The organism is Labrenzia sp. PHM005 (assembly GCF_006517275.1).
GTDB lineage: Bacteria > Pseudomonadota > Alphaproteobacteria > Rhizobiales > Stappiaceae > Roseibium.
The window spans coordinates 1,855,846-1,868,242 of record NZ_CP041191.1 but is presented as its reverse complement, the minus strand read 5'-3'; the positions used below and the strand labels follow the sequence as shown (position 1 = coordinate 1,868,242).

The following is a 12,397-nucleotide window of genomic DNA, read 5'->3' as shown; positions in this document are numbered from 1 at the left end:
ACAACAGCCGATTTCGTCAGCTCTTTTTTACGCCGCAAAGATTAGCGTTTGGGCTACTTAACAGCTGCTCAAACCCAAACGGAAGCTCCTAATAAAGACAAATCAAAACGGCACACCTGATACCAGAATGACATTGGCATAGGGCGTACATTCGCCCGTACGGATAACCGCCCGCGCTTGTTTGGTGCGGGTTTTGAAATCGTCGTGAGAAACCCGGGAGTGCTCAATCGGCTTTCCGGTTTCTGCAGCCCAATGCGCAAGTCGGACTTCAATCTCCGTTGCAAGTTCCGGACTGGCCTCTTCGGCGAAAACCGCCTGTTCGACAATGAGTTCCTTTGTCAGAACATCCAAAACATCAAAGAAACTGGGAACACCTGGAGACACCGCAAGATCGAGCACAGCTACGTTCTGAGGAATTGGCAAACCGGCGTCGGCAACGACGATCTCGTCCATGTGCCCGAGAGAGGCAATCAGTTTGCTCATATGACGGTTCAACATTGGTGTCCGTTTCATATCCGTCTCCTTAGCTTATTGCTGCCAATCATGTCAGGGACACCAGTGCCTCACACAAAGGCACCGGATCATAATAAGGGGCTGTTTTGCTGGATATCAGATCCAACCTCAAAACGGTAATACCAAGTTTCTCGATATCGGTAACATCACTGTCCGGCATGCTTCGATCGGCGATGACAACATTCAGAAGCTGCTCAACTGGGCAGTCGCTCCCGGCGTCTTTGCGCAAATAAAACAGCAACCTGTCAACATTGTCAGCAATCGACATGCCTTTGGTTTCCGGATCCTCTCCAAGGCTCGGCACATAGACCTTTGGCACGGTCCGGTTGGCGATCGCCCGGCCAACTCCGCGTGGAAGAAAGCTCGCGATGAGGCTCGTATATAAGCTTCCTGGCGAATAACAGATCAAATCCGCTGACTGCACCAATGCTCTGTTGCGGTCAGGAAAAACGGATATGGCCGGTTCACGGGCTGCCAAGCTGTGATTGAGGAAGATGTCCCGGATTGGCGAAGCAAGCGGCGCATGCTCCTTGCCCGTGAGAAGGTGCTGGCCAATCACAACCTCGCCGTCTTCCAATTCTGCGGCCAAGTGCAGATTGTCATCAGACACGGCCTTTACGGTTCCAAGCACACCAACAAGCTTGGCGACAAGAAAGATGATCGGCTCGAGTTGCTGGTTTTGATTGAGATAACCGCCAGCCAGAATGAGATTGCCGACACTTGCCCCGCGCAAACTAAAGTCAGCTGGACAAGCATCTTGAAAGGTCCCGAGCTGGTTTTGAATAAGTGTGCGCATCGGTTGCTCAATCACACCGACCAGCGGATGAATTCCGGCGATCATCGCCTCAAGCTCGGCATTCAGGTTCTCATAATCAGCAGCTTTAGAAAACCGGTGTGTAAACAGGCGAAAGACATCCGGCTGGCCAAGAACCGTCTCATCCGCCAAGGCCATCAACCGGCTGCGCAAATCGCCGATCGCCGGCATGTTGAACGCAAGCCGAAGACCTTGGGAACTGCCGCCTGAATCGAACGGCGTCACCAAGTGGATGGAGTTGTGCGTATATCGTTTTAAACAACGAGCAACGTCATTCAGCGCTGTCCCACCACTGAAGAACAACAGACGCGGACCGAACTTTGGATTGGATAGAAACCGCTCTATGCGGAACTGATCCGGCATCCGTACCGCCCGGGTAATGGTGACTTCTGACACGTGGCTTCCTTCAGCCGAAACTCGCTAAACTTGTCCTAGCACCCAAAACGGGAGATGGCAAAAAGCTGTGACGGGCCTTTAACTTAGACCGAGCTCCGTATCGTACTCTGTCTTTCGCGCAAGCAGAACACATGGCAACAGCATCGACCATGCGGGTTCAACCGGCGGCACCTCAGCTCACACACTGGAGATGTAAATCGCGCGGAAATCATTCACGTTTGTCAGCGTTGGTCCTGTGACAACCTGATCGCCGATCTTGTTAAAAAACGTATGGGCGTCATTGCGCTCCAGAGAGCCCGCCATTGTTTCGCCTAAAGCCGCGATTTTCGCAGGTGTATCGGGCCCAATGACAGCCCCGGCCACCTCCGCGGCCCCATCGACGCCATCCGTATCACAAGCGATCGCATAGATCCCGGCAGCACCGTTGAGCTCGTTCGCCAATGCAAGCGCATATTCCGTGTTGGGGCCTCCGACACCATCGCCGCGCCGCGTTACCGTCAGCTCGCCGCCGGACAGGAGCACCAAAGGCCTTTCCACCTGCCCACGCTCCTTTTGCCGTTGAAGCGCCATCTGCGCATGTTCTGCGGCAATGTCACGGGCTTCGCCTTCCAGCGCATCGCCCAGAAGTTCCACATCGCAGCCGTACTCCTCGGCAAGTATCTTTGCGGCTTCCAAGGACTGGGAGGGTGCCGCAAATATCGTGTTTGTGACTGCCGATAGTTTTGTGTCTTGCGCGGAAAGCACCCCAGTTGGTTCAGCCAAAACCTCTGACACGGAGGCCGGAACTTCGATTTTCCATTGATCCAGGATCGCTTTGACGTCAGCTGACGTGCTTTCATCACCCACCGTCGGACCGGACCCGATCTCCGCCGGATCATCTCCAGGCACATCAGACAAGAGCAGTGACAGCATCTTTGCCGGATAGGCTGCTGCTGCCAGTTGACCGCCCTTCACATTACTGAGGTGCTTGCGCACCACGTTCATTTGCCCGATCGGGGCGCCAGACGCGAGCAGCGCCTGATTGACCGCTTGCTTATCGCTCAGGCTGATATCTCCGGCCGGTGCCGTTAGAAGAGCCGATGCTCCGCCTGAGATCAACGCCAGGACAAACACATCGCCGCCAAGGCCTTTCAGCAGATCAAGCAAGCGCTCAGTCGCTGCTTGCCCGACAGCATCCGGTACGGGATGCGCGGCCTCAACAATCTCGATCCCTTGCGTCGGCCGGCCATAGCCATAGCGGGTGATCACCAAACCTTCGCAAGGGCCCCATTCAGCTTCTACAGCTTCTGCCATTCTGGCAGACGCTTTACCGGCCCCAATGACAACAACCCGGCCCGCAGGCTTTTCCGGTAAAAACCGTGCAAGGCTTTTCATCGGATCAGCGACATCAACTGCCTTTTCAAAGAGGGATCGCAGCATGATATCGGGACGGTCGGCCATTGTTTTCTCCTAGTTAGGTCACTTCACGCGTCTCCTTGATCGGCAAATTTCGGCATTTTGCAAGCCGACTCACCATTGCATCTGACCATTTCTTATCAAAACCACTCCAAACGAAGCACACCTCTCGTACTCAAACTCGCATTGCAAATCGAAAATCCGGTGCCACGTATAGAGAAACTGTATGGGAGTAGATGATGACCATAGACAGCGTGTTTCAGTCCGCGGCATTTGAAGATGCAATCCGCAATCCGGCGAACCCAACCCATCTTATGGTGATCAAACCCGCCAACCGCCGTGTCCGGATATTCACCGGAGATGTGCTGCTGGCTGATACGGAAAATGCCCTGCGCGTCCTAGAAATTGGCCGCAGCGTCTATGATCCAGTGATCTACGTGCCTGAAGCAGATCTCAAGTGCGACTTCGACAGTTTGGAAAAGTCGACACATTGCCCAATTAAAGGCGACGCGAGCTACATCGCGTTTGAGGGCGAGGAACTGGGCTGGATTTACACGTCTCCTATAGAGACAAGTCAAAAGTTAGCAAACCACTACGCCTTCTGGCCAAATAAAGTCAGATTTATCGAAGGAACGTAACCTTAGCCGGCTCTTTGGTGACAAAAATGAGCACCGCAACTGACGTTGAACGTCTGTTGCGGGCCAAATGAACCGGTCCTTGCGGACAGGATCTTAAGGTTACGATGGGGCCACTGAATTTGAGTATTCAGTTTATTGGCCGTTCTTATTTTCTTTCGGCCGTTTGTTATTTTTCTAATTTTGTTGGCAAAAACTGTGTTTGCAACCCGCGCCGCATAGACCCACAATGCGAACTGGGCAATTTGCATCAATAAAAGCTCTAGGACCCGGCCATGGAACAGCAATATGCCGTTGCCAGCTCGCGTGAGTTACGCCAGCAGCGGAAAGCCGCGATGCTATTGGAACTCCACGAAAAAATCACAGAAATGCTTGTAGACATTTCTCCAAAACTCACCTTGGACGAAGTCATGATCAGGCAAATCATATACATTCACGATGCAAAAAATATTGAAACAGATATAAATAGCTTTCCGAGCTTCATTGACCTAAACAAAACTTCCATAAACAGGAAGCTGAACAAACTGGTCGAATTAGATTACATTAAAAGAACAAAAAAAGGACGAAAATACATTTACAATACCTCAGATAGTGTCTTACGCACTGAACATAAAAATGAAGAGGGGACAGATATTGTCGATCCGATTTTTGATCAAATCGTTGATATGATCGATACGCTCATCCGCGAATAAACGTTGCAAATTAATGCGGTAAAAGCCGCTCTTTTTCCTGAAGTTTCGAGGCCTGTCGCCTTCTATCTAAATCGATCTCAGAAGATATGGCCGAACCGTCCGACCATCAATTGGTCGGGCAAGTGCTGTTCTGGCAATTTCCGCTTTTTTGACAATCCGTTGCGCATAATTCGAGCAACTTATTGAACTTCGCCATGAAGGGCTCATAGGTTTCATGAACGTAGTGGTGAAGGGAAACGACTTTGGTCTTTAACGCCAGTTCAGGAAGCTCGGAGAGTTTATTGCTTTCCATCAGGGTTTCGATTGTTGGCGAAGATGACAAGAACCCATCGAGACGGCCGACCCGGTAGTCTGTTCTCATTTCAGCTGTACCGGAGTATTTCACGAAACGGTATTTATCGTGATGATCTTCAGCAAATTCTTCCTGCCATCGCCGGCCAATTACATATCCGATCAACGAGCGTTGCTTGAGTGTCCGCCCCGCCTTTATCCAAACACCTTGTTGTACTTCAAGGAGCGGAAACTGTGACCGGACAAACGGCACTTGGTAGAGTTTCTCAATGATCGGGATCCGGAACAGCTCTCCATCAACGCGTCCAGAATTGAATTCGACAATGCCACGGCGCCCGGGCAGCTTGGTCAGTTTGAGTTCACAACCGAGTTGCCTGTACAATGCTTCTGTTTTTGGAATGATGACGGCGTTCAGTTCTGCATCCGATATGGCGGCAATAATGGGCGGACAGTCGGCCGACATGGCAGAGTGTGCCCAAGAAAAACTCAAAACAATTATGGCCAGGCCACGGAGCATTTTCAAATACCCTTTCGCCCAAAGTTAAAGCGAACGCTATTGACGCAGCGTTAATTGAAAAGCACTCAAGCAGGATCTTACCACAGTCAGGAACTGCTTAGAAAACTTCGACAAAGCTCTGTTTTGAGCTCTTCAAAAAAGGCACGAGTGACCGATCAAGGACCAGAGAATTGTCTTAAACAACGCAGTGTGGTACCGAAAACCCGCCTCGAGTTTCTGCAAATTTGCCTGCATTTCTCTGAAGTTTCCGAGTAGAAATGCGAGAACACAGACACGCAACAAAAGACCCTGGCAGAATGAACTATCCGTTACGTGACCAGTATCACCGCGTAAGAAAATCATTACTGCGCGCACGGGATTCCTTCATACCCACACAAGCGCCTTCTGAAATCCTGACCCCCCTCGTTGAACGCAAAAGTGCACCTTTTTGTTTTGAAATAGATGCACCTATGCCGGATCAAGCGCTGGAATGGGCTGCGGAACGCAAAGGGATTTGCGAAACCGAGGGCCTCTACCAAGCCCTTGCGCCCTGCACAGTCGACCCGAGAATTGGCGTTTTGTTTCACAATGGACGCGTACTCTGGGGCACGAGCGATCTCCCGGAGCGCGAGCGCAGCCCCCTGTTTCTGCCGCATCGCAAACTACCGGAACGCAAGTTACCTAACGCGATTCTGCTGCATCATGTTTACGGCGATAACTACTTCCATTTCTTCATGTACATCATGAACAAGGTCTGGCTCGTGGAACAACACGGGTTGCCTAAATCGATCCCATTTCTCATCAACGAGATTTCAGCCAACAGACCGTTTTTCCAGCAAGCTCAGGAGATCGGCGCCTTTTTCGGCCGGGATATTCTGGTTCAAAAACGCAATGAAATCATTCAGGTCGACGAAGCTTACTTGTCCCTGCCCTATTTCTGCCGCGGAAATACAATGACCTGGATTGCCGATGTTTTCCGGGAAAAAGCGCCGCAAAACACTGGAAAACCAGTCTTTACATTGCGCGCAGGCAATGCGGCGAACGGCCGGATGTTCCGCAATCAAGATCGTGTCAGCCGGCTCGCAGAAAGCGCTGGCTTTGAACTGATTGATCCGGCAACGCTCACGCTCAGGGAACAGGCCGATAGGTTTTCTCAAGCCCCAATCATTGCAGGCGCCCATGGCGCTGCTTTGACCAACATGATTTTCAGGGCCGGAGCCAAGACCGGTGTTCTGGAGCTTTTCAGTCCAGCCATGGGCACCCCGCATTACGCCATGATGGCCCATCAGCTGGAGTTTGAATATCGTTCGGCAATCACGGAAAATCCGCGCGGCCGGGCGTTTACGGCAAGCACCGAGGTGAACCTTGAACTTCTCGCCCGCCAATTTGATGAGATGATCAGCTCAATGGGGCTTTAAAAGCTCGCTTGCCCCATCATTGCGGCCACCTGTCCAGCAGATGATTTGCACCACCGCTGCCAAACCAAGCTCGATATAGAAAATCCCGCGCTTCCGCTAAAGCGCGGGGTTTTCTTGTAACAAGCCAGTTTTCTGATCAGGCGACGGCCCGTGCCAGGGCGCATTGGGACCACAAATCGCTGATCGCGTTTGCCAAATGCTCGATATCGGCATCGCTGTGCAATGGTGTCGGTGTGAAGCGTAACCGCTCGGTTCCGACCGGAACAGTCGGATAGTTGATCGGCTGAACGTAGATCCCATAGGTATCCAGAAGGATGTCAGAGATCCACTTGCACTTTTTAGCATCCCCCACCATCACCGGAACAATGTGGCTTGGGTTTTCCATGTGCGGGATACCGCGTTTGTCCAATGCTGCGCGTACTTGCGCTACCCGCTGTTTATGGGCAGCGCGCTCTTCCTGACTGTCCTTCAGATGACGGATGGAAGCTGCAGCACCAGCTGCCAGCGCCGGCGGTAGAGCCGTTGTAAAGATAAAGCCAGATGCAAAGGAGCGGACAAAGTCGATTACCGTCTTAGAACCGGTGATGTAGCCGCCCATCACGCCAAAGGCCTTGCCAAGAGTGCCTTCAATGATGGTCAGCCGGTCCATCAGTCCTTCGCGCTCAGCGACGCCGCCGCCGCGCGGGCCATACATGCCAACCGCGTGCACTTCATCGAGATAGGTGATCGCCCCGAACTTGTCGGCGACATCACAGATTTCCTCGATCGGCGCGATATCGCCGTCCATGGAATAGACGCTCTCGAAAGCCACCATCTTCGGGGCATTGGGATCATCAGCTGCCATCAGGCGCTCGAGATCAGCAACATCGTTGTGTTTGAAGATCCGCTTCTCGCAACGCGCATGGCGGATACCTTCAATCATAGACGCGTGATTGAGGGAATCGGAATAAACGATCATGCCCGGGACTTGGGAAGCAAGTGTGCCCAGGGCCGCCCAGTTGGAGACATATCCAGATGTAAAGATCAGAGCAGCATCTTTGGCGTGGAGATCGGCCAATTCGCGCTCAAGTAGGACATGGTAGTGATTCGTGCCGGAAATGTTACGGGTCCCGCCAGCGCCGGCACCGCATTTGGCCAGCACATCCTGCATTGCTCCGGTCACCTTTTCATGCTGCCCCATGCCCAGATAGTCATTGGAGCACCAAACGGTCACATCCTGCGTAGAGCCATCTTCACGGTAGCGCGTCGCTTTCGGAAAATCGCCGGAATGCCGTTCCAAGTCGGCAAATACACGGTAGTTACCGTTGTCGTGCAGTTTACTTAAGCGCTCTTCCAGGTACGCAGTCACGTCCATGATGCGGCTCCCCTCAATCCGCCAGGCCAGCCCAGCGTTCCTTTAAACCCGCGCGCAGCACCGCGTCCGTGCTCCGCATATATCGATTCGCAAGCAACCAAACCATCATTGGCCTGCAGCCCACCTTATATTCATTCAAAACTGAATATCAAATTTACGGCCATGACAAAAATCAATTGTGGCGCTGCGACGATACGACATAGGCCGTTTTCTGTTCCTTCTTCAAGCGATCGCCAAACCTTAAAAACAGAATACCGCTTGCGCGCAGCCACAAAACATGAATACTGGTTCATGTTTCAGGAATTTGGAAGGATGCGATGGTGACCACCTCCGCGCCGAACTCGCAAAAACAAAACAAATCGACCGGAAAATCAGCGATTCCGCAGCCCAAAACGGCCCGCGGAGAGGCGACCCGGCGGGCAATTCTGTCTGCCGCCGAACGGGTCATTGGCGAAAAAGGTTATAACGACGCCTCCATTGGCCATATCACCAGCGAAGCCGGAGTCGCACAAGGCACTTTCTATATTTACTTCAAAACAAAAGAGCAGGTGTTTTCAGAGCTGGTTCTGGAAATGGGCCGCCTTGTCCGCCATACGATTTCCGAATCGTCCGTATCACTGACAGACCGGCTTGACGTCGAGAAGGCCGGCCTCACCGCTTTTTTGCGCTTTGTTAGAGCTCATCCCAATCTCTACAAAATTGTTCAAGAAGCCCTCTTTGTCGATCCTGCAGCATATCAGGAGTATTACTCCAAGTTCGTCACCGGATACCGGGTCGGTCTGCTTGCGGCCGTCAAGAAGGGTCAGATTTCGGAAGGCGATGCAGAAATTCGTGCGTGGGCTCTTATGGGGATCGGCCGCGCTCTCGGCGAGCAGCTGGTCGTTTTTCACACCAAAAAAACCATTCCCGAGCTGGTCGACAGTGCTCACCATTTGATCGTCAATGGCTTGAAACCATGAACCTCATTGAAACGGAAGACAGAGATGGCGCCATTTGGCTCTATCTGAACAAACCGGCGCGCCACAATGCCCTTGTCCAGCCGTTGCTCGACGAGATGCTGACTGCAATCGAAAGAGCAAAAGCCCACAAACCCACTGCGCTGGTAGTGTCCGCGCGCGGACGCAGTTTTTCGACGGGTGGTGATGTTGGCAGTTTTCTGGAAAATGCTACTTCAGAAGACCAGCTTTTGTCTTACGCCGACAAGCTCGTTGGTTCGCTGCACGACGTCATCATGGCTCTATTAGCCTTTCCGGCACCTGTCTTGGCCGCCATCAATGGCCCAGTGACCGGCGGATCGACTGGACTTCTGTTGGCCGCGGATATGGTTGCCATGGCCGACCACGCCTTCGTTCAGCCCTATTATTCTGAAGTTGGCTTTGGTCCTGATGGTGGCTGGACTGCTTTGCTCCCGGAGAAAGTTGGAACATCCAAAGCGCTCGAAATTCAATACTTAAACACCCGGATCAAGGCCGCTGATGCCAGAGACTTAGGGCTGGTGACCGAACTGTGCCCAGCCTCTGAACTCGACAAAATAATCGAAAGCTGGGTTTCTGAATTTTCCAAACGGTTTTCACAAACCCATTCCGCAACCCGGCAAAACATCTGGGACGCAGCCCGGTGCAAACTGGTCCAGCAGCGCCTGGATCATGAGAAATCCAAATTCCTGGAACTGATCGTCAGACCGGAGACATTTGCGGGCATGACCACCTTTGCAAAACGAAGCGCATAAACCTTCAGCGTGATAACTGACCTGGACCCCAGGTGTTGGGAGGACACATGGAGTTTTTAACCGATATGGCCGCCAAACGGGCGGAGCTGACACCCGATGCTGTGGCGTTCACCGACCACGACACGGGCCTGAGCTATACTTTTAATGACATCAACGTCCGTGCAAACCGGCTTGCCAATCTGCTGTTGGACAAAGAGTTATCTCACGGCGACCGGATGGCAGTCCTTTGCCACAATCACCCGGATTTTTTTGTGCTGCTGTTCGCCGCGCAGAAATCAGGTGTCCTGTTGGTGCCTTTGAACTGGCGCCAGCCGGTTGCCGAACTCAAACCCATTCTCGAGGCGTCCGGAGCCAAGCTGCTGTTTCATGACGGGGCCTTTTCTGAGGCGGCAAATGAACTGGCAGCAGGTGATAATTTGGACCTATTGCCACTTGGACAGGCAGCAAATGGCACCAGCGCCCTTGATCCCCTGCTTGAAACGGTAACGTCGGCATCTCCGGCCACCTCAGCCGTAAAAGCGAGCGCCCCCTGGTATCTGCTTTACACCTCCGGCACCACCGGTCTTCCAAAGGCCGTCATCCAAACCGCCGGAATGGCCTACGCCAACATGATCAACTACAGCCAGGCGACAGGTCTCAGCACGGGCGAACTGGGCATCAACTTTTTGCCCCTGTTTCATACGGCGGGCATCAACCTGCCGACCCTGCCGATCTTCCTGAATGGTGGCGCGTCGACAGTCTTACGGAAGTTCGACCCGGATGTCGCGCTGAGCCTGATCGATACCGGCAAAGTCACCTGCTTTTTCGGAGTACCCGCAATCTATCAAGCGCTGGCTCTGTCTGAGGCCCTCACAAATACTAACTTCTCAGCGGTCCAATCGCTCGGCTGCGGCGGCGCTCCGGTGCCCAAACATCTGCTTCTCGATTTCCAGAAGCGCGGTGTGACCATCTGCAACGGGATGGGCATGACCGAAACCGGCCCAACCGTGTTCTTGATGGACCCCGATCATGCTGCTGAAAAAATCGGCTCCGTCGGCAAGGCACAGATCCTGACTGACGTTCGCCTGCAAGATGCGAATGGCGCGACCATTGAAGGTTCTGGAGAAGGCGAAGTCCAGTTTCGCGGTCCCAACATCACGCCCGGCTATATGGACAACAAAGAGGCCACTATCGCCACATTCACCGTTGACGGCTGGCTGAAGTCCGGTGACGTCGCCCGGCGCGACGAAGACGGATATTATTACATCGTCGACCGGATCAAGGACATGTACATCTCCGGCGGCGAAAATGTGTATCCGGCGGAAGTCGAAAAGGTCCTGGTCAGCCATCCGGCTGTTCTAGAGGCTGTGGTGATTGGAGTTCCCGACGACAAATGGGGTGAGGTTGGCGCAGCCTTCCTGGTCCCGCGTCCAGGAGAACAGATCGACACCTCTACACTGCCCGTCTGGTGCCGCGAGCAATTGGCACCTTACAAAATCCCAAAAACCTTCACCGTTTCAGATGATCTGCCGCGCACTGCCGCCGGCAAGGTCCGCAAGAACATTTTGAAAGACACCTTTTTAGAAAAACTCCCGGAGGAGGCCTGACCCATGAGCCTGACCGCAGACGCGCCAACGACACAAACATTCACCTGGACACCGACGCAGGCCGACTTCGATGCCTTTGCCAAATTGTCGGGTGACGACAATCCGATCCATGTCGATCCGGAATTTTCCGCGCGCACGCGCTTCGGCCGGACAGTCTCCCACGGCATGCTGCTCTACACCCGGGTGTTCGGTCACTTGCAGGACCTTTATCCGGATCAGGACCACGCGGTGCAAAACCTGATGTTTCCGAACCCGTCCTATGCCGATGAGGAACTGACCCTGACCTTCACAGAGAACTCGGATCAACTGGGTGAAATCCTGATCGAAGTCGCCCGGACAAAGGACGGCACAGTCACTTTGTCTGGAAGCTGCACACTCAAAGGAGCTGCCTGATGTTTGAAGTTGGACAACGCGACGAGATCAAACGCTCCTACACGCAGAGTGACATGCAGGATTTCGCGGCACTTGCCGGTCCAGATGCCAGCACACCCGACGCCGTGCCCGGTCCGCTTATTGGCGGTCTGTTTTCTTATCTTCTGGGCGTAAAACTGCCGGGACGCGGCACGAACTATCTGAAACAAAGCCTGGAGTTTTTGCAGCCTGCCCCCGTCGGCGAAGAACTGACCGCTTCCGTCACCATTACCCGCCTGCGCCCGGAAAAACATCTGGTCGATCTGGAAACCATTTGCGAGACACCCGACGGCACCCGCATCTGCCAGGGACGTGCACTGGTCTATGTTGAGGATGTCGGGAAAGGTTAAGGTCCAGCCCATTTATTGCCAGAGCTGTCCCGGACTTGATCCGAGACCCGTCTTCGCGGCAACAGGTCCCGGCTCGATGGCCGGGACAGCAAAGAATGCAGCCGCACACCATCCTCAGATGTCATCCCGCACCTGATGCGGGATCCAATGCCGCTTTCCGCACAACGGATCGACATTGGACTTAAGGCTTCCCACTCCCTCCAAACGCACCAAGCTCTGGCCGTTGCAGAAAAGTGAATTGGATCCCCGATCGAGTCGGAGATGACCACTGGACTTGCTGTCAAGCTGTTGAAGTAAAATTTGAAATCTAGAGTTTA

Annotated in this window: 13 protein-coding genes; 8 read left to right on the top strand and 5 right to left on the bottom strand. The window is 53.3% G+C overall.

Annotated features, from left to right (window positions below; all coding sequences use genetic code 11):
- Positions 1-102 precede the first annotated feature (102 nt).
- The 3 genes from rbsD to FJ695_RS08450 form a co-directional block, all read right to left on the bottom strand.
- Entirely contained in the window at positions 103-513 is a 411-nt protein-coding gene (rbsD, locus tag FJ695_RS08460) for a D-ribose pyranase (protein WP_141185028.1), read from the bottom strand.
- 28 nt (positions 514-541) lie between these two features.
- The gene (locus FJ695_RS08455) at positions 542-1,723 is read right to left on the bottom strand and encodes a GAK system CofD-like protein (protein WP_141185027.1); all 1,182 of its coding nucleotides are present in this window, start codon (positions 1,721-1,723) and stop codon (positions 542-544) included.
- 177 nt (positions 1,724-1,900) lie between these two features.
- Positions 1,901-3,163: a glycerate kinase gene (locus tag FJ695_RS08450; RefSeq protein ID WP_141185026.1), complete on the bottom strand. Its 1,263-nt coding sequence runs from the start codon at positions 3,161-3,163 to the stop codon at positions 1,901-1,903.
- A gap of 191 nt (positions 3,164-3,354) precedes the next feature.
- Between FJ695_RS08450 and FJ695_RS08445 the strand changes: the two genes are divergently transcribed.
- Positions 3,355-3,756 carry a DUF427 domain-containing protein gene (locus FJ695_RS08445; protein WP_141185025.1) on the top strand — a complete coding sequence of 134 codons (402 nt, stop codon included), beginning with the start codon at positions 3,355-3,357 and terminating at the stop codon, positions 3,754-3,756.
- Between the two features lie 272 nt (positions 3,757-4,028).
- Entirely contained in the window at positions 4,029-4,445 is a 417-nt protein-coding gene (locus FJ695_RS08440) for a BlaI/MecI/CopY family transcriptional regulator (protein WP_141185024.1), read from the top strand.
- Between the two features lie 106 nt (positions 4,446-4,551).
- On the opposite strand, the gene FJ695_RS08435 is transcribed toward FJ695_RS08440, so the two are convergent.
- The gene (locus tag FJ695_RS08435) at positions 4,552-5,253 is read right to left on the bottom strand and encodes an ABC transporter substrate-binding protein (protein WP_141185023.1); all 702 of its coding nucleotides are present in this window, start codon (positions 5,251-5,253) and stop codon (positions 4,552-4,554) included.
- 449 nt (positions 5,254-5,702) lie between these two features.
- On the opposite strand from FJ695_RS08435, the gene FJ695_RS08430 reads away from it, so the two are divergent.
- Positions 5,703-6,650, top strand: coding sequence for a DUF563 domain-containing protein (locus FJ695_RS08430; protein WP_141185022.1), 948 nt, complete (start codon positions 5,703-5,705; stop codon positions 6,648-6,650).
- Positions 6,651-6,786: 136 nt separating this feature from the next.
- On the opposite strand, the gene hemA is transcribed toward FJ695_RS08430, so the two are convergent.
- Entirely contained in the window at positions 6,787-8,004 is a 1,218-nt protein-coding gene (gene hemA / locus FJ695_RS08425; RefSeq protein WP_141185021.1) for a 5-aminolevulinate synthase, read from the bottom strand.
- 317 nt (positions 8,005-8,321) lie between these two features.
- Here hemA and FJ695_RS08420 point away from each other — a divergent pair, with 317 nt between their 5' ends.
- Genes FJ695_RS08420 through FJ695_RS08400 form a run of 5 tightly spaced genes read left to right on the top strand, consistent with a single transcriptional unit; the run spans position 8,322 to position 12,080 of the window.
- The gene (locus FJ695_RS08420) at positions 8,322-8,963 is read left to right on the top strand and encodes a TetR/AcrR family transcriptional regulator (RefSeq protein ID WP_141185020.1); all 642 of its coding nucleotides are present in this window, start codon (positions 8,322-8,324) and stop codon (positions 8,961-8,963) included.
- Positions 8,960-9,733: an enoyl-CoA hydratase/isomerase family protein gene (locus tag FJ695_RS08415; RefSeq protein ID WP_141185019.1), complete on the top strand. Its 774-nt coding sequence runs from the start codon at positions 8,960-8,962 to the stop codon at positions 9,731-9,733. Before FJ695_RS08420 ends, FJ695_RS08415 begins: the two co-directional genes overlap by 4 nt.
- A 47-nt stretch (positions 9,734-9,780) precedes the next feature.
- A complete protein-coding gene (locus FJ695_RS08410) occupies positions 9,781-11,319 on the top strand; it encodes an AMP-binding protein (RefSeq protein WP_141185018.1) in 1,539 nt (512 codons plus the stop codon).
- A 3-nt stretch (positions 11,320-11,322) separates the two neighbouring features.
- Positions 11,323-11,712, top strand: a complete 390-nt coding sequence (locus FJ695_RS08405; RefSeq protein ID WP_141185017.1) for a MaoC family dehydratase — start codon at positions 11,323-11,325, stop codon at positions 11,710-11,712.
- On the top strand, positions 11,712-12,080 hold the full coding sequence (locus FJ695_RS08400) for a phosphate acetyltransferase (protein ID WP_141185016.1): 369 nt from the start codon (positions 11,712-11,714) through the stop codon (positions 12,078-12,080). The genes FJ695_RS08405 and FJ695_RS08400 overlap by 1 nt, the downstream gene beginning before the upstream one ends.
- The last annotated feature ends 317 nt before the right edge of the window (positions 12,081-12,397 follow it).